Origin of the sequence: Comamonas terrae (assembly GCF_001544075.1) — a bacterium.
GTDB lineage: Bacteria > Pseudomonadota > Gammaproteobacteria > Burkholderiales > Burkholderiaceae_C > Comamonas > Comamonas terrae.
In genome coordinates, this window is sequence record NZ_BCNT01000010.1 from 30,799 (window position 1) to 48,271 (window position 17,473).

The window sequence follows — 17,473 nt, forward strand, 5'->3', positions numbered from 1 at the left end:
CACAACACCTCGCTCTCCGCACGGCCCCAAGCACTGCTCACCACCGGTGCGTGGGACAGGCACGGCCACATCCGCCATCAAGCCCTCGCCACGCGCCCGATTTCCCCGACGGATTCCGGAGGCTTGGCCATGGACATGGAACTCACTCAGAACTTCTTGCGCGGCAAGAACCCCTGCGCCGCAGGCTATCGCTGGTTTGTGCGCAACAACCTTGCCGGCGGCGACTACCAGGCCGCCATGGACACCCAGGTGCGCGCGGGCCGCGTGGAGGATGCGCGCTGGCTGCTGCAGAACTTCGGGCCCACGAATGCGGTGCTCGAGGTCGAGCACCTGGAGGCCGACAACCTGGTCTTCGCGGGCACCGTGATCGTGCATGGCGACGTGCGGGTCTCCGGCACGCTGTTCGTGGGCCGCAGCCTGCAGGCCGGCGCCGGCATCCGCGCGGGCCGGCTGGAGGCGGGCGAGGACATCCACAGCGGCGGCGCCATCTTCTGCGGGGAACTGCTGCAGGCCGGCGGCGGCATCAAGGCCGCCTGGAGCGTGGAGACCCAGGGCGACCTGCGTGCCGGGGAGCTGCGCACGGGGTGGGAGCTGCGCTGCGGCGGCCATGTGGATGTCCAGGGCAACATCCATGCGGGCCAGGAGGTGGACGTGCAGGGCGGCCTGCGCTGCGGCAAGAGCCTGCGCGCGGGCGCCGGCATCCAGGTGCAGGGACTGCTCGACGTGGGCCACGGCATCGCGGCGGGCGACCATATCGCCTGCGGCAACCACATCCAGGCCGGCTGGGGCATCAAGGCCCTGGGCGACATGCGTGCGGCCTGCAGCATCCGCGCGGGCGAGACCCTGCAGGCCGAGGGCGAGATCGCCGCAGGCCCCGGCTACGGCGTGTTCGCGGGCATGAGCGTGCAGATGGACGCCTGGCCCGACTGCGCCTGGGTGCGCGCGCTGCGCAAGCCCTCCAGCCTGGTGAGCGGTTTCTGGGAGGACCGGCCGTCCTTCGCCTGAATGCCGGCCGGGTTACGGGGGATGCAGGCAAAATGGCCTTTTTGGCCCCGGGCTGCCCTTTCCCCCCGCAGCCCGCTGATAGGAAAGACTTTCCCGTGTTTACCGGCATCATTCAGGCCGTGGCAAAGATTGCCGCGCTGCGCGACCAGGACGGCCTGCGCACCTTCACCATGGAATTTCCCGAAGGCTTCTGCCAGGACCTGGCCATAGGCGCCAGCGTCTCGCACGACGGCGTGTGCCTGACGGTGACCGAGAACCTCTCGCCCACCCGCGCCAGCTTCGACGTGATGCTGCAAAGCCTCAGCATCACCACGCTGGGCCAGTACCAGGTCGGCGACACGCTCAACGTGGAGCGCGCCGCCAGGGATGGCGCCGAGATCGGCGGCCACCCGCTGTCGGGCCACGTGGACTTCACCGCCCCGGTGCTAGAGGTGATGCAAACCGAGACCAACCACAAGATCCGTTTCGGCATTCCCGAGGCCTTCCGCCCCTATGTGTTCGCCAAGGGCTATATCGCCGTCAACGGCGCCAGCCTCACGGTATCGGAAGTGAACCGCAAGGAAGGCTGGTTCGAGGTCTGGCTGATTCCCGAGACCCTGCGCATGACGGTGTTCGGCCACAAGAAGGTGGGCGACCTGGTCAACATCGAGATCGAGCGCAGCACCCAGGTGGTGGTGGACACCGTGCGCGAGACCGTCGAGGCCAGCCTGGGACGGCTCAAGCCGGTGCTGGAGGCCCTGCTGCAGGAAAAGGGGCTGAGCCTGGATGATTTTGTGGATGTGCCCAGGCTGAAGCAGTAGCCGGGCGTTCAAATCCCGGTTGTTTTTGTGCGCGCTATTGTGTATGCCGCACGCGGCAGAGGCCGGGTCTCGGCCCGGCTGCCGACTTACCTTCTTGCGCGTGCAAGAAGGTAAGCGAAGAACACGCCCCCACTGTCTGCGACCCTGCGCTGCGCTCCGGGCAACCTGCGTCACGAGGCTTACGGGGTGCGCCGCCAAACTCACTACGCGCTGCGCGCTTCGTTCAAACAAACGGCGGCAAGTCAGTCTACGAAGCGCCTGCACTCTGCGGTGCAGCCGCCACCCCGCAAGCCTCGTGCCACAGGCGCAGACACAGGGGGAGGAAACAGCCCGGCGCCCAGGCCAAGCGCAGCGACGGCCCGTGTGGCTTCCGCACCCACACCCTTTTGGCTGCGCCTGCGGCGCCTGGTTCGGGCTGCGGGCAACGCTGCCGCAGGACAGCGTTGCTTCGTGATCTGGCTTGCGCCCGTTTGTCTGAACGAAGCGCTTCAGCGCGTAGTGAGTTGGGGCGCACCGCAGACGGAATCGGGTGACGCAGGTTTGCCCGTAGCGCAGCGCAGGGCCGCAGACAGCGGGGCGCGCTTCTTCTGCCTACTCTGCTTGCGCGAGCAAGAAGAGTAGGTCGGCTGGCGGGCCGAGACCCGCCATCTGTCGACGGCTTCCCATCCGCCCAAAAAAAATAGCCGCCATCGCTCGAAAAACAACAATCCCAAATACAAAACCTATTGAAATCATTACTGATAGAGCGATGACAGCTCCTGTTTTCTACAAACCTCCAACCCAGTCCATCAAGGTCTGAACCGCTTCAGCCGCAAGGCGTTGGAGAGCACGAACACGCTGGACAGCGCCATGGCCCCCGCCGCGAACACCGGCGACAGCAGCGTGCCGTTGACCGGGTACAGCAGGCCTGCCGCCACGGGGATCAGCGCCACGTTGTAGGCAAAGGCCCAGAACAGGTTCTGCCGGATGTTCTTCATCGTGGCCTTGGACAGGGCGATGGCCCTGGGCACGCCGCCCAGGTCGCCCGACATCAGCACCACGTCGGCCGCCTCGATGGCGATGTCCGTGCCCGTGCCTATGGCCATGCCCACATCGGCCTCGGCCAGCGCGGGCGCGTCGTTGATGCCGTCGCCCACATAGGCCAGGATGCCATGCTCGGCCTTCAGGCGCCTGACGGCGTCGACCTTGCCGCCGGGCAGCACCTCGGCCACCACTTCGTCTATGCCCAGCTGGCGCGCAATCGCCTCGGCCGTGCGGCGGTTGTCGCCGGTGACCATGGCCACCTTCAGGCCCAGGGCGTGCAACGCGTCGATGGCGGCGCGCGTCGTGGGCTTGATGGGGTCGGCCACGGCGATCATGGCCGCCAGGCGCCCGTCGATGGCCGCGTACAGCGGGGTCTTGCCTTCGTCGCCCAGGCGCGCGGCGTCGGCGGCAAAGCCGTCCACGCCCAGGCCCAGTTCGCGCATGAAGCGATCGGCGCCTATCTCCACCCTGGAGCCGTCCACCATGGCGCGCACGCCGAAGCCGGTCACCGATTCGAAGGACTGCACGGCCGGAATGTCCAGCCCCCGGGCCCTGGCCGCAGCCACGATGGCGCGGGCGATCGGGTGTTCGGAGCGGTCTTCCACGGCCGCCACCTGCGCCAGCACGGCGCCGCGCTCGAAGCCTTCGGCCAGCAGCAGGTCGGTCAGCTCGGGCCGGCCCTTGGTGAGCGTGCCGGTCTTGTCCACGGCCACCACCCTGGCGTCGCGCAGCTGCTGCAGCGCCTCCCCCTTGCGCAGCAGCACGCCCATTTGCGCGGCGCGGCCCGTGCCCACCATGATGGAGGTCGGCGTGGCCAGGCCCATGGCGCAGGGGCAGGCGATGATGAGCACGGCCACCGCATTGACCAGCGCAAAACTCAGCGCCGGCGACGGGCCCCAGATCAGCCAGGCCGCAAAGGTCAGCAGGGCCGCGGCCATGACGGCAGGCACGAACCACATGGTGATCCGGTCCACCAGCGCCTGTATGGGCAGCTTGGATCCCTGGGCCTGCTCGACCATGCGGATGATCTGCGCCAGCAGGGTGTCGGCGCCGACCTTGGTGGCCCTGAAGGCCAGCGCGCCGTTCTGGTTGACGGTGCCGCCCACGACTTCGGCGCCCGCGGTCTTTCCCACGGGCACGGGCTCGCCGCTGATCATGGATTCGTCGACAAAGCTGCTGCCTTCGAGCACCTCGCCGTCCACGGCGATGCGCTCGCCGGGGCGGACCTCGATCACGTCGCCCGCGCGCACCTGGGCGATGTCCAGCTCCTGCACGGTGCCGTCGCGGCGCACGCGCGCCGTCCTGGCCTGCAGCTGCACCAGGCGGCGTATGGCTTCCGAGGTATTGCCCTTGGCGCGCGCCTCCATGAAGCGGCCCAGCAGGATCAGCGCCACGATGACGGCGGCCGCCTCGTAGTACACGTTGACCGTGCCCTCGGGCAGCCAGTGCGGCGCGAAGGTGGCCACCACCGAATAGGCAAAGGCCGCCGAGGTACCCACGGCCACCAGCGAATTCATGTCGGGCGCGCCGCGCAGCAGGGCCGGCACGCCTTTTTCGAAGAAGCGCCGCCCCGGCCCGAACAGCACGATGGCCGTGAGCGCGAACTGCAGGTACCAGCTGTTCTGCGTGCCCAGGGTGCCGGCGATCCAGTGGTGGAAGGCCGGCACCATGTGGCCGCCCATCTCCAGCAGGAACACGGGCAGGGCAACCACGGCCGCAAAGATCAGCGAGCGCCTGAGCGCGGCGCGCTCGGCGGCCTGGCGCTGCGCGGCCGAATCCCCGGCCCCCGCCACGGGCGCGGCCTCGTAGCCGGCCTTGGCAATGGCGGCGATCAGCGCCTGCAGGTCCGTGCCCTCGCTGGCTTCGACGCTGGCGCGCTCGGTGGCCAAGTTGACGCTGGCGGACTGCACGCCGGGCACCTTTTTCAGCGCCCGCTCCACGCGGCCCACGCAGGAGGCGCAGGTCATGCCGCCGACCTGCAGATCGAACCGGCGCTGCGGCACGGCATAGCCGGCCTTCTCCACCGCCGCAATGGCGGCGGGCACCACGGCCTGGGCCTGCAGCGGATCGGCCAGGCGCAGGCTGGCCTTTTCGGTGGCCAGGTTGACCACGGCATCCTGCACGCCGGGCACTTTCCGGAGCGCGCGCTCCACACGGCCCACGCAGGAGGCGCAGGTCATGCCCTGCACCGGCAGCTCGACCAGGGCAGCGGGCACGGCGCTTTTCGTCAATGCATTCATGGCTTTCTCCATCAGGTTGAAGCCACTGTAGAGATTGACATCATGTCAATGTCAAGCATGACGCGAAAATTTTCCTGCCACGGCCCAGGGCTGCACCCGGGACCGGCCCCCTTACACAGAAAGCGAGTCCGGCCCTCAGAAAAGCATGCCTACTTGCCGGCGGCAGCTGTCGGAGGCTGATAGCTCGGCACCATATTGCGCACCGGAGGCTGGGATTTGAGATAGGCGAACATGGCCTGCAGGTCCGCATCCGTCAGCTGGCCGAACGACTGCCAGGGCATGGGCGGCGCGATGGGACGGCCCGAGCCGGCATGCTTGCCGGTGCGCAGGGACTGCACGAACTGCTCCGCCGTCCAGGCGCCCAGGCCCGTGGCATCGGGCGTGAGGTTGGCCGAGTAGCTCACGCCCCAGGGTCCCCAGAACGCCGTGTTCGTGCCTGCGCCGCCCCAGATCCAGGGGCCGCCGGAGGCGGCCGGCGCCTGAAGCACCTGCCCCTGGGGATGGCCCGACAGCCCGCGCGAGAGATCCGGCTCGGGGCCGCGCGGGCCGGGCTTGAGCGGCGTGTGGCAGTCCGCGCAGCCCATGCTGCGCACCAGGTAGGCGCCGCGCGCCACCGGCGTATCGGCATCGCCGGCCTGTGCGCCGGCATGGGAACCCAGGGCTGCCAGCGCCAGGGGAACAGAAAGAATGTGCAGGGCTTTCATGGCGGCCTCCGTCAAGTCAGCTGAGCCAGGGCAAGGGCAGCGGCGCGCCGTCGGGCTGGCAGGTGGGCACGGGCGAGCGGCCGAAGATGCCCAGCGTTTCCAGCGGCTGCGTGCCGACATTGAAAAGCTGGTGCACCTGGCCGCGCGGCAGGACCAGGGTGCTGTGCGCGCCAAAGCGCTGGCGCTGCCCGCCGATGTGCAGTTCGCCTTCGCCGGCCAGGCAGAGCACCACCTCGTCGCACTCGTGCCGGTGCGGGGGCGTGGCGGCGCCCGGAGCCATCGACTGGCGCCATACGGACAGCTGCGACAGGCCCTGGGCCTGGCCTGCCCAGGTGGCATGGGCAATGCCGTCGATGGCGGTGGAAGCGGGCGGGGATTGTGCGATCACGGACATGGCGTTGCCTTTCGCTGTTCAGGCGTGGGATAAAAAGGACGTTTGCCGCGGCCACGGACGGCGCCAGTCTGGCACCGGCGGACGGTTTCCGGAACCACCGCGGGCGCCTTAACATTGCCGAAACAAATTCCTCAATCCTGCCCATGAACAGCCTGCAGCAACTGATGGCGTTCTCGCACACCGCGCGGCTGGGCAGCTTTGCGGCCGCGGCCCGCGAGCTGGGATGCGCGCCGTCCACGCTGGCCAAGAGCGTGGCCCGCCTGGAATCCGCGCTGGGCGTCAAGCTGTTCCACCGCACCACTCGGCAGGTCAGCCTGACGCCGGACGGCGAGCACCTGTACTGCCGCTGCGAGCGGGTGCTGGCCGAGCTGGACGAGCTGCAGACCGAGGCGGCGGGCAGCCGCGGCACCGTGAGCGGCACGCTGCGGCTGGATGCGCCCCAGACCTATGGCCGGCGCGTGGTCCTGCCCCTGCTGGCCCGGTTGCTGCAGGCACATCCGGCGCTGACGCTGGACCTGCGGCTGCGCGACAGCTATGCCGACCTGGCGCGCGAGGGCCTGGACGCCGCGATCCGCGTGGGCGCCTTGCGCGACTCCAGCCTGGTGGCTCGGCGCTTCGACTGGCAGCGGCTGGTCCTGGTGGCCAGCCCCGGCTATGTCGCGGCCCACGGCCAGCCGGCCTGCATCGCCGAGCTTTCGGCCCATGCGGCCATCGTCTTTCGGCTGCCCTCCACGGGCCGCGACCGGACCTGGCAGTTCTCGGGTCCGCAGGGCCTGGTCGAATGGCAGCCGCAGGCCCGGGTGCAGATGAATGACGGCGAAGCCATGGTGGCCGCGGCCCTGGTGGCTGCGGGCTCACGCAGGTGCCGGACAACATGGTGGCGGACGAACTGCAAAGCGGCGCACTCGTCGAGCTGTTGCCGCAATGCCGCCCGCCGCCCATGCCCATCAGCGTGGTCATGCCCTCGGCACGGCTGCAGCCGCCCCGGGTACGGGCCCTGCTGGCGCTGCTGGAAACCCTGAACACGACCCGCGGGCCCTGAAACCGGCACGGCCCCTGCAGCCCGGCTGCGCCGATAGGCCGTACGCCCTTCCCATAGAGCATGCAGCGCGCAAGACGGAGGCGCTGGACCCAGGGGAAGCCGTGCAGCGGTCCAGGGGTGGGATTCAGGCCTTGATATGCGCCAGCACGCCACCCAGCGCCTGGGCCGAGCCGGCCTGCGCCATCAGGGCAATGCGCCCGCTCCTGTGGGCGATGACCTGCATTTCCATCTTCATGGCTTCCATGACGGCGATCACGTCGCCCTCCCGGACCTGGGCCCCGTCTTCCACCTTCCAGGCGTGCAGATTGCCTGCGATGGGCGAGACCACGGCATCGGGGTCCACGGCCTGCGCGGCGCCTGGAGCCGGGGTGGCCGCACCGGAGGCGCCGGCAAGCCCCTGCAGCAGCATGGCAGGCAGGCCCAGCTGCACGCGGCGGCCGTCGATCTCGATGGCGGTGCGCACCAGGCTGGCGTCGGGCCCGGGCTCGGCGCGCAGGGCGGCGGCCAGCGGCTCGGCAAAGTCCGACTCGATCCAGCGTGTATGCACCTTGAAGCCATGCTTACCCACGAAGTCCGCATGTTCGATCACGGCGCGGTGGAAGGGCAGCACCGAGGCCACGCCTTCGATCCTGAACTCGCGCAGCGCGCGGCGTGCGCGGGCCAGCGCCTGTTCGCGCGTGGCGCCGCTGACGATGAGCTTGGCCATGAGCGAATCGAAGGTCCCCGGCACCACCGAACCGCCCTGCACGCCCGAATCCACGCGCACGCCGGGACCGCTGGGCGCCTCGAAGCGCGCCACCGGGCCGGGCACAGGCAGAAAGCCGCGGCCCGCATCTTCGGCGTTGATGCGGAACTCGATGGAATGGCCGAGGGGCCTGGGCGTTTCGGTGATGCTCAAAGGCAGGCCGTCGGCCACGCGCAGCTGCTCGATCACCAGGTCCACGCCCGTGGTCTGCTCGGTCACGGGATGCTCGACCTGCAGGCGGGTGTTGACTTCGAGGAAGGAAATCGCGCCGCTGGTGGACAGCAGGAATTCCACCGTGCCCGCGCTCACATAGCCGGCCTCGGCGCAGATGGCACGCGCCGCGCCGTGGATGCGCTCGCGCTGCTCCTCGCTGATGAAGGGCGCGGGCGCCTCCTCGACCAGTTTCTGGTTGCGGCGCTGCAGCGAGCAGTCGCGCGTGCCCAGCACCACCACGTTGCCGTGGGTGTCGGCCAGCACCTGGGCCTCGATGTGGCGCGGCTTGTCCAGGAACTGCTCGACAAAGCATTCTCCGCGGCCGAAGGCCGTGACGGCCTCGCGCACGGCCGAGTGGTACAGCTCCTCCACCTCATCCATGCGCCAGGCGATCTTCATGCCGCGCCCGCCGCCGCCGAACGCGGCCTTGATGATGATGGGCAGACCGTGCTGTTCGGCAAAGGCCAGCACCTCGCCGGCGTCCCTGACGGGATCGGGCGTGCCGGCCACCAGAGGCGCCCCGACCTTCAGGGCGATCTTGCGCGCCTCGACCTTGTCGCCGAGCTTGGCAATGGTCTCGGGCCGCGGGCCGATCCAGGCCAGGCCCGCGTCGATCACGGCGCGTGCAAAGGCCTCGCTTTCCGACAGAAAGCCGTAGCCGGGGTGCACGGCATCGGCGCCCGACTTCTTCGCAACCGCGATCAGCTTGGCGATATCGAGATAGCTGTCCGCGGGCTTGTCGCCATCGAGGCCGTAGGCTTCGTCGGCCATGCGCGCATGCAGCGCGTCGATGTCGGCATTGGCATAGACGGCCACGGATTTCACGCCGTAGTCGGCGCAGGCGCGGATGATGCGGACGGCGATCTCACCTCTGTTGGCAATCAGGACTTTGGAAATCATGGCGTGAGCTCTTCGAAGGAACGAATGGGGTTGAATCGGATCCAGGCGCCGACGGGAATCTGCCCCGCCAGGTCCAGGTGGTGCGGAGCCACGCAGCCGATCACGGGATAGCCGCCGGTCAAGGGGTGGTCGGCCAGGAACAGCACGGGCTGGCCGCTGGCGGGCACCTGGATGGCGCCCAGCGGCGTGCCTTCGCTGGGCAGTTCATGGGGGATGGCACGGGCCAGGGCCACGTCGCCGGCCAGGCGCAGGCCCACGCGGTTGGACTGGGGCGTGACCTGCCAGCGCTGGCCGGCCAGCAGGGCCACGGCCTCGGGCGTGAACCAGTCGGTGCGCGGGCCCAGCGTGACGTCCAGCACCACGTCCTGCCCGGCCGCGGGCAGGCCGGCGGGCGGCTGCATTGCCTCGCCGACGATGGCATGCGCTGCGGTATTCACGGCCAGTACCTGCCCCACGCGCAAGGCCTCGGGCCCCACATGGGCCAGGGTGTCGGTGCTGGCGCTGCCCAGCACGTTGTCCACCGCATAGCCGCCGCGCACGGCCACATAGCAGCGCGCGCCGGCCACGGGCTGGCCGATGCGCAAGGTATCGCCATCGGCCAGCGCCAGCGGCGCATGGCCGGGCACGGCCCACTCGCGGCCGTCGGGCGTGGCGAGCGTGAGCGGCGCATCGGCGCCCGTGATGGCGACCACCTGCTCGCCCAGGCTCTGCAAGGCCAGGCCGCCGCCCACGGTTTCCAGCGCGGGCCGGTCGCTGGCATTGCCGACGAGGCGGTTGGCGGCCTTGAGCGCGCCCTGGTCCATGGCGCCCGAAGCCGATACGCCCTGCCCGGCCTGGCCATGGCGGCCCAGGTCCTGGAACACGGTGAGCAGCCCGGTGGCGCGGACCTTCAAGCCGTTTTTCGCTTCTGATTCAGTAGCTTCTTGCGCCTGCCTTTTCGCGCTTTCAGAGACATTCACCTTCAATTCTCTTGAATCACCAGCGCCAGCAGCTAAGTTTTCCAGAGCAGCCGCATCGACAAAGCGCACGCGGTAGCCGGGCTGCAAGAGCGCGGGCAGGTCGCGCGACAGGTCCCACATGGCCGTATCGGTCACGCCGATGATCTGCCAGCCGCCCGGGCTGGCCTGGGGATAGACGGCGCTGAAGCTGCCGGCCAGGGCCACGGCGCCGGCCGGCACCCTGGTACGCGGCGTGGCGCGGCGCGGCACGTTGAAGATGGGGTCGCCTCCGGCCAGATAGGCAAAGCCCGGCGCGAAGCCGGTGAACGCCACCGACCATTCGCTGCCCGTGTGGCGGCGCACCACCTCCTCGGCGCTGACGCCCAGGATCTGCGCCACCTCGGCCAGGTCCTCGCCGTCGTAGCGCACCGGAATCTGCACCAGCACGTCGCTGCGCTGCACGTTGCCGCCCAGCTCGCGGCCGGCGATCTCGCGCACCAGCGCCGCGGCCGAGACAAGGTGCGGCGCGAACTGCACGAGGATGGTGCGCGCGGCCGGCACCAGCTCGCGCACGCCAGGGATAGGCCTGGCCTGCAGCGATGCCAGCAGCGCCAGGGTCTGGCCCAGGTCGGCCATCTCGACCATCAGCGCCTGGGAATTGACGGGCAGGAAACGCATGCTGTTCACCCGGCCGTTCATCCGGCAAAGGAGGCGATCTTCACGCCTTCCTGCTCGAAGCGCAGGCGCAGCTGGCGCGCAATCGCCACCGCGCCGGGGCTGTCGCCATGCACGCAGATGGAGTCGGCCTCCACGCGCACCAGGCTGCCGTCCACGGCTTCGATGACGCCGTCGCGCACCAGCGTGAGCATGCGCTCGGCGATCCGCTTTTCATCGTGCAGCACGGCGCCTTTTTCGCGGCGCGAGACCAGGGCGCCCTGCGGCGTGTAGCCGCGGTCGGCAAAGGCCTCGGCCACCACGGTCAGGCCCGCGTCGCGTGCCCAGCCGATCAGCGGCGAGCCGGCCAGGGCCATCAGCACCAGCGAGGGATCGATGGCCCGGATGGCGTTGATCACGTCGGTGGCCTGGCGCCTGTCCTGGGCAATGGTGTTGTAGAGCGCGCCATGGGGCTTGACGTATTTCACCGCCGTGCCGGCCGCGCGGGCCAGGCCCTGCAGCGCGCCGATCTGGTAGATCACGTCGGCCACCAGATCGCTGCTGGCCACGTCCATGTTGCGGCGCCCGAAACCCGCCAGATCGCGGTAGGCCACGTGGGCGCCGACGACCACGCCGCGCGCCTGGGCGGCCTGGAGCGTGGCCAGAATGCCGGCCGCATCGCCGGCATGGAAGCCGCAGGCCACGTTGGCGCTGCTGACGATGTCGAGCATGGCGGCATCGTCGCCCATGGTCCAGGCGCCGAAGCTCTCGCCCAGGTCGCTGTTCAAATCCATTTTCATAATTCTCTCCTGGCACCTAGTGCCAAACACAAGCCGATGCTGGGGCTCCGGTCTTGCCACATAAGACTGGCGCACTCCACGCCAGGGATGCCGAGCAAGGGCCGCCCCGCAGCGAGGGCAGCGTCCCCCTGCCGCGAAGCGAGAGAGGGGGAAGCCGCGCAGCGGCTCAGGGGGTGCCCTATCCTCAATGCAGCTGGCCGGCGTTCTCGCGCAAATCCTCGTGCACGGTCATGGCCGTGCGGATGGCTTCGCGCAGCGCCCTGACCTGGGTTTCCAGCGCCATGCTGGGCATGCCGGGATGCCTGGCCGCCTGCTCCGGCAACGCCGGCACGTGGATGAAGCCGCCGCGCACGCCCGGGGCCGCGCGGCGCGCCAGGCGGTGCATGAGCGCGTAGAACAGGTGGTTGCAGACAAAGGTGCCGGCGGTGTTGGACACCGCGGCCGGAATGCCCTGCTCGCGCAGATTGCGCACCATGGCCTTGATGGGCAGCGTGGAAAAGTAGGCGGCGGGCGCATGCTCGATCACGGCCGCATCCACGGGCTGCCTGCCCGCGTTGTCGGGTATGCGCGCGTCGTCGATGTTGATGGCCACGCGCTCGGGCGTGATCTCCGGGCGGCCGCTGGCCAGGCCCAGGCTGATGACCAGCACGGGCTGGTGCTCGGCCAGGGCCTCGTCCAGCGCACGCATCGCATCGCCGAACACGCAGGGCAGCTGCACGGCGCAGACCCGTGCCTGCGCAATGATTTCGCCGTCCAGAGCACGCGCCACTTCCCATGACGGGTTGATCGGGTCCCGGTCGAACGGCTCGAAGCCGGTGAGCAGGATGCGGGGAATGGTCGGCGCGGTCATGGTTCGATCCTTCAACGGAACATCAGGAAATTCAACAGGAAGACATTGCAGATGAGCAGCACCAGGGCCGTGGGCACCTGGGCGCGGATCACCGCGTTCTTGTCGATTTCCAGAAGGGCGGCAGGCACCAGATTGAAGTTGGCGGCCATCGGTGTCAACAAGGTGCCGCAGTAGCCCGAGAGCATGCCCACGGCCGCCATTACGGCCGGATCGCCGTGGTAGACGCCGACCAGCACGGGCACGCCCACGCCGCCGGTCATCACGGGAAAGGCCGCGAAGCCATTGCCCATGATGACCGTGAACAGCGCCATGCCGACCACATAGACGGCCACCGCCACGAAGCGGACGTCCATGTTGATATAGGTGGTGGTCACATGGGCCACGGCCTTGCCCACGCCGGCGTCGGAGAACACCAGGCCCAGCATGCCCAGCATCTGCGGCAGCACCAGGGCCCAGCCCAGCGCATCGGTCAGGCGGTGCGATTCGCGCAGGCCCTGCATGGGCGTTTCGCGCGTCATCCGGCAGGCCAGGCCCAGCGCGATCACGCAGCCCACGCCCAGACTCACCAGCGTGGTGTTCTTGGGATCGAGCAGCGGCGTGCCGCCGAACACCAGGTACTTGGCCGACAGCGTCCCCAGCATGGTGATAAGCGGAATGGCCAGCGCGGGCACGAAGAGCTTGTTGCCCAGGCGCCTGGCGCTTTCCAGGTATTGCGCATCGGTGCGTGGCTGGTGCCTGCCGCCCAGCACACCGCCAAAGCCGGCGATCACGGCCATGAGCACGGCTATCGCACCCACCCACACGGCCGGCAACAGGACGCCGACCAGGAACACGATGGCATACAGGGCCCAGAACAGGCCGGCCGAATAGCGGCGCGGGTTGCTGGCATCGCGCAGCGTCATCACTGCCGTGATGGCCAGCACGATGCCGACCAGGTAGTACAGGTACTGGATGGGGATGATCATGCCTGCTCTCCCTTGGCATTGTGTTTTTCTTCGGCAATCTCGCGCGCCAGCACCTTGTCCAGGCGGCGCAGGCGCACGGCATGGATCACAAAGGCGCAGACCGCCGTGGGGATGCCCCACAGCGCCACGTGGATGGGCTCGACCTCGATGCCGGCCTCCTTGAGGAAGGTGGTCATCAGCACGATGGCGCCGAAGGCCACGAAGATGTCCTCGCCGAAGAACAGGCCCACGTTGTCGGTGGCCGCGCTGAAGGCACGCAGCTTGTCGCGCACCTTCTGCGAGAGCTTGCCGTAGCGTGCCTCGGTCGCGCCTTCGGCCATGGGCGCCAGCAGGGGGCGCACCATTTGCGGATGGCCGCCCAGGCTGGTCAGGCCGATGGCCGCGGTGAGCTGGCGCGCGGCCAGGTAGACGATGAGCAGGCGGCCCGCGGTGGCCGACTTGATGGAGCTGATCCAGTTCTGCGCATGCTGGCGCAGGCCGTGGCGCTCCAGCAGGCCGATCACGGCCAGCGGCAGCAGGATGATGAGCGGCAGATTGCGCGTCTTCACAAAGCCCGTGCCTATGGTGGCCAGCACCTTGTCGATGGGGAAACCGGCCGCCAGCGCCGTCCCGATGGCGGTGACGATCACCACCAGCATGGGATTGAAGCGCAGCGCGAAGCCGGCAATGATGATGAGCACGCCGATCAGCGGCCACAGGTTGATGTCAGCAGGCATGGATACCTCCGAAAGCTCCTCAAGATCCTGCGCCGCCCTGCAGCCGGACCACCCTTTGGCGGATCGGGCCCGCGCTTTGCCCAGGCCGTTTCTCCGCACCGTGCACAAGTCCGTCGATCCTGTTTTGAATCAATCAATCACACCAGATTGTTGAACAATTCAAAGTTGATAGCTGCACAATATTTATTGTTTACAGAACAATAAATCTTCTGAAATAGAGAAAACCCTTAGCTTTAGCATCCCGTGGCAGGCACGCGTAAGCAGGTGCAAGCTGGCTACACTGAGGCCTTCGTTGTCCGAGCCGTTATGAAAGCCACCACCGATGCCCTGAACCTGACCGACAGGGTTGCGCAGCAAGTCCGCGCCAAGCTGATCCATGGGGAGTTCGTCCCGGGTCAGCGCCTTTCCGAGGCCTCCCTGAGCGAGGCGCTGGAGATTTCGCGCAACACCTTGCGCGAGGTGTTCCGCATCCTGACCAAGGAAGGGCTGCTGGTGCACGAGCCCAACAAGGGCGTCTCGGTCGCCGTGCCCAGCATGGCGTCCATCATCGACATCTACCGCGTGCGCCGCATGATCGAATGCCAGGCGCTGGCCCAGGCCTATCCCATGCATCCGGCGCGTGCACTGATGCGCGAAGCCGTGGACGCGGCGCTTCGCCACCGCGATGCGGAGGACTGGTCGGGCGTGGGCACGGCCAACATGGCTTTCCACAAGGCCATCGTGGAACTGGCCGACAGCGAGCGCCTGAACGAAATGTTCTCCCACCTGCTGGCAGAACTGCGTCTGGCCTTCGGCCTGCTGCGCGACCCGCATTTCCTGCACGCGCCCTACGTGAACATGAACCAGCGCATTCTCCAGCTGTTCGAGGAAGGCCAGCCCGCGCAGGCCGCCCAGGCGCTCAACGACTACCTCGTGCATTCGGAGCGCATCATCCTCGCGGCCTATGCCCGCAGGCTGGCCGAAACCGGCAACAAGGGCCTGTGATGCAGCACTCCAGCCCTGCGCCCCTCACACGCCACTCCTACGACCTGCTGCTCTCCGACCTGTTCCAGCGGCTGGAGGCCAGCCCTTTGTGCTCCAGTGCCGAACAGGCCCATGACCTGCTGACCTCCACATGGCTGGCCGTCAACGAGCAGCGCCAGGCACCCGAGGAAGTGCTGCGCCATCTGCGCCGCCGCAAGCTGATTGCCGAGCATGGCTGGCACAACCTGGACGGCGACCCCTGCTACCGCCAGGCCGACGAGGCACCCGACATCCGCATCAACCTGCACCGCAATGGCGCCATCGTCTTCGAGCGCCTGACCGAGGATGCCTCCACCGTGCTCTTCGTGTTGCCGGGCAGCCAGGCGCCCTGAGGCTTTTCACGAACCGGGGCCACGGCCCCCATTGGCGACGAGCAGCCCTCGGCCCGCCAAGAACGGTCCCGCCCCCGTCGCAGGAATCGCGGCCCGGCAAAGAAAAAGCGCCCCTGGGAGCGCTTTTCACGGGAATAACGGTCAGCTCATTCCACCGTCACGCTCTTGGCCAGATTGCGTGGCTTGTCCACGTCCGTGCCGCGGGCCACGGCCGTGTGGTAGGCCAGCAGTTGCAGCGGCACCACGTGGATGATGGGGCTCAGCGCGCCGTAGTTCTCGGGCATGCGGATGACGTGCATGCCTTCGCTGCTCTCGATATTGGTCTTGGCATCGGCCAGCACATAGAGCACGCCACCGCGCGCGCGCACTTCCTGCATGTTGCTCTTGAGCTTTTCCAGCAGTTCGTCGTTCGGCGCCACCGTCACCACGGGCATGGCGCTGTCGACCAGGGCCAGCGGGCCGTGCTTGAGTTCACCGGCCGGATAGGCCTCCGCATGGATATAGCTGATTTCCTTGAGCTTGAGCGCGCCTTCCAGCGCGATCGGATAGTGGATGCCACGCCCCAGGAACAGGGCGTTTTCCTTGCGGGCGAAGTCTTCGGCCCAGCTGATGATCTGCGGCTCCAGCGCCAGCACCGATTGCAGGGCGACCGGCAGGTGGCGCATGGCGGCCAGATACTGCTGTTCCTTTTCCTCGGTCAGCCGGCCCTTGGACTGGGCCAGCGCCAGGGTCAGGAGGAACAGGCCGGCCAGCTGCGTGGTGAAGGCCTTGGTGGAAGCCACGCCGATTTCCACACCGGCGCGCGTGATATAGGCCAGCTCGCATTCGCGCACCATGGCGCTGGTCGCCACGTTGCAGATGGTCAGCGTGTGCTTCATGCCCAGGCCTTGCGCATGGCGCAGCGCGGCCAGGGTGTCGGCCGTCTCGCCCGACTGGCTGATGGTGACGACCAGGGTCCGGGGGTCCGGCACGCTGGTGCGATAGCGGTATTCGCTGGCCACTTCCACGCTGCAGGGAAGACCGGCCAGGGCTTCGATCCAGTACTTGGCGGTGCAGCCGCTGTAGTAGCTGGTGCCGCAGGCCAGGATCAGGATGCGGTCGATTTCCTTGAACACGCGCCATGCGGCGGCACCGCTCTTGCCCTCCGAGGTCACGCCGTCGAACAGCTCGGGAACAATGCTCTGCACCCCTTCCAGCGTGTCGCCGATGGCGCGCGGCTGCTCGAAGATTTCCTTTTGCATGTAGTGGCGGTAGGGGCCGAGCTCGGCCGCGCCGCTGTGCGCGAGCACGGTCCGCACGGGGCGCTGTTCGGCGCTCAGCTGCGTCCCGCCCTTGCCGACGATCCAGTAGCGGCCCGGCTGCAGGTCCACCAGATCGCCCTCTTCCAGATAGACGATCTGGTCCGTCACGCCGGCCAGCGCCATGGCATCGCTGGCGAGGAAGTGCTCGGAGCCGTTGCGCCCCACGCCCAGGATCAGCGGCGAGCCGGCACGCGCGCCCACGACGCGGTGCGGCTCGTCCTTGTGCATGACGGCAATCGCAAACGCGCCATGCAGGCGGGCCGTGGCGGCCTGCACCGCGGCGAACAGGTCTCCGTCATACAGGCTGTCGACCAGGTGGGCGATGACTTCGGTATCCGTCTGGCTGGCGAACACATAGCCCTTGGCCTGCAGTTCGGCACGCAGCGTTTCGTAGTTCTCGATGATGCCGTTGTGCACCAGGGCCACGCGGGCCGGAGCATCCGCATCGGCCACGGGCGAAACGCCCTGGCCATGGCTGAAGTGGGGATGCGCGTTGCGCACGGCCGGTTCGCCATGGGTGGCCCAGCGCGTATGCGCGATGCCCGTCAGGCCGTCGACATGCTCGTTCTTCACCTGCTCCATCAGCTCGGCCACGCGGGCCGTGGAGCGGGCGCGCTGCAGCCCGAAGCCCAGGCCGCCTTCACGGGCGGCCTGCACGGCCACGCCGCAGGAGTCATAGCCCCGGTACTCCAGGCGCTGCAAGCCCTGGACCAGAACAGGAACGATATCGCGATGGGAAACTGCTGCAACGATGCCACACATAAGCCAAGTCCTTCGTTGGAATAGCCGGCATGCTACGCGGAGCGAAATGAAATTTCCAAATAAAAT

15 protein-coding genes and 1 pseudogene are annotated in these 17,473 nt (G+C 68.2%); 6 read left to right on the plus strand and 10 right to left on the minus strand.

Annotated elements, in window-relative coordinates:
- Nucleotides 1-129 precede the first annotated feature (129 nt).
- Both Cte04_RS14725 and Cte04_RS14730 read left to right on the plus strand, forming a co-directional pair.
- On the plus strand, nt 130-1,005 hold the full coding sequence (locus Cte04_RS14725) for a hypothetical protein (RefSeq protein ID WP_066479507.1): 876 nt from the start codon (nt 130-132) through the stop codon (nt 1,003-1,005).
- Nucleotides 1,006-1,100: 95 nt separating this feature from the next.
- Complete coding sequence (locus Cte04_RS14730; RefSeq protein WP_066479512.1) at nt 1,101-1,805, plus strand: riboflavin synthase; 705 nt, start codon at nt 1,101-1,103, stop codon at nt 1,803-1,805.
- Between the two features lie 788 nt (nt 1,806-2,593).
- Here the strand turns inward: Cte04_RS14730 and Cte04_RS14735 are convergent.
- From Cte04_RS14735 to Cte04_RS14745, 3 genes are all read right to left on the minus strand, one after another.
- Complete coding sequence (locus Cte04_RS14735) at nt 2,594-5,068, minus strand: heavy metal translocating P-type ATPase (RefSeq protein WP_066479866.1); 2,475 nt, start codon at nt 5,066-5,068, stop codon at nt 2,594-2,596.
- 149 nt (nt 5,069-5,217) lie between these two features.
- Entirely contained in the window at nt 5,218-5,772 is a 555-nt protein-coding gene (locus tag Cte04_RS14740; protein WP_066479868.1) for a c-type cytochrome, read from the minus strand.
- Between the two features lie 16 nt (nt 5,773-5,788).
- Nucleotides 5,789-6,166, minus strand: coding sequence for a cupin domain-containing protein (locus Cte04_RS14745; protein ID WP_066479513.1), 378 nt, complete (start codon nt 6,164-6,166; stop codon nt 5,789-5,791).
- A 164-nt stretch (nt 6,167-6,330) separates the two neighbouring features.
- On the opposite strand from Cte04_RS14745, the pseudogene Cte04_RS22155 reads away from it, so the two are divergent.
- Together Cte04_RS22155 and Cte04_RS22160 are read left to right on the plus strand one after the other, a co-directional pair.
- Nucleotides 6,331-6,948, plus strand: a pseudogene (locus Cte04_RS22155) (LysR family transcriptional regulator); the annotation flags it as partial.
- A 92-nt stretch (nt 6,949-7,040) separates the two neighbouring features.
- Nucleotides 7,041-7,208, plus strand: coding sequence for a type 2 periplasmic-binding domain-containing protein (locus tag Cte04_RS22160; RefSeq protein WP_281178781.1), 168 nt, complete (start codon nt 7,041-7,043; stop codon nt 7,206-7,208).
- Between the two features lie 124 nt (nt 7,209-7,332).
- On the opposite strand, the gene Cte04_RS14755 is transcribed toward Cte04_RS22160, so the two are convergent.
- From Cte04_RS14755 to Cte04_RS14780, 6 genes are all read right to left on the minus strand, one after another.
- Complete coding sequence (locus Cte04_RS14755) at nt 7,333-9,063, minus strand: acetyl/propionyl/methylcrotonyl-CoA carboxylase subunit alpha (protein ID WP_066479871.1); 1,731 nt, start codon at nt 9,061-9,063, stop codon at nt 7,333-7,335.
- On the minus strand, nt 9,063-10,682 hold the full coding sequence (locus tag Cte04_RS14760; protein WP_066479873.1) for a 5-oxoprolinase subunit B/C family protein: 1,620 nt from the start codon (nt 10,680-10,682) through the stop codon (nt 9,063-9,065). Before Cte04_RS14760 ends, Cte04_RS14755 begins: the two co-directional genes overlap by 1 nt.
- 17 nt (nt 10,683-10,699) lie before the next feature.
- Nucleotides 10,700-11,458 carry a LamB/YcsF family protein gene (locus tag Cte04_RS14765; protein WP_066479514.1) on the minus strand — a complete coding sequence of 253 codons (759 nt, stop codon included), beginning with the start codon at nt 11,456-11,458 and terminating at the stop codon, nt 10,700-10,702.
- 184 nt (nt 11,459-11,642) lie between these two features.
- Nucleotides 11,643-12,308 (minus strand): pyroglutamyl-peptidase I, encoded by a 666-nt coding sequence (gene pcp, locus Cte04_RS14770; RefSeq protein WP_066479515.1) that lies wholly within the window; start codon nt 12,306-12,308, stop codon nt 11,643-11,645.
- A gap of 11 nt (nt 12,309-12,319) precedes the next feature.
- Nucleotides 12,320-13,273 carry a DUF979 domain-containing protein gene (locus Cte04_RS14775; protein ID WP_066479517.1) on the minus strand — a complete coding sequence of 318 codons (954 nt, stop codon included), beginning with the start codon at nt 13,271-13,273 and terminating at the stop codon, nt 12,320-12,322.
- On the minus strand, nt 13,270-13,989 hold the full coding sequence (locus Cte04_RS14780; RefSeq protein ID WP_066479519.1) for a DUF969 domain-containing protein: 720 nt from the start codon (nt 13,987-13,989) through the stop codon (nt 13,270-13,272). Before Cte04_RS14780 ends, Cte04_RS14775 begins: the two co-directional genes overlap by 4 nt.
- 306 nt (nt 13,990-14,295) lie before the next feature.
- On the opposite strand from Cte04_RS14780, the gene Cte04_RS14785 reads away from it, so the two are divergent.
- Both Cte04_RS14785 and Cte04_RS14790 read left to right on the plus strand, forming a co-directional pair.
- A complete protein-coding gene (locus tag Cte04_RS14785; protein ID WP_066479522.1) occupies nt 14,296-14,973 on the plus strand; it encodes a GntR family transcriptional regulator in 678 nt (225 codons plus the stop codon).
- Nucleotides 14,973-15,344: a hypothetical protein gene (locus Cte04_RS14790; protein ID WP_066479524.1), complete on the plus strand. Its 372-nt coding sequence runs from the start codon at nt 14,973-14,975 to the stop codon at nt 15,342-15,344. The genes Cte04_RS14785 and Cte04_RS14790 overlap by 1 nt, the downstream gene beginning before the upstream one ends.
- Nucleotides 15,345-15,490: 146 nt before the next feature.
- On the opposite strand, the gene glmS is transcribed toward Cte04_RS14790, so the two are convergent.
- Nucleotides 15,491-17,407, minus strand: coding sequence for a glutamine--fructose-6-phosphate transaminase (isomerizing) (glmS, locus tag Cte04_RS14795; protein WP_066479527.1), 1,917 nt, complete (start codon nt 17,405-17,407; stop codon nt 15,491-15,493).
- Nucleotides 17,408-17,473 lie beyond the last annotated feature (66 nt).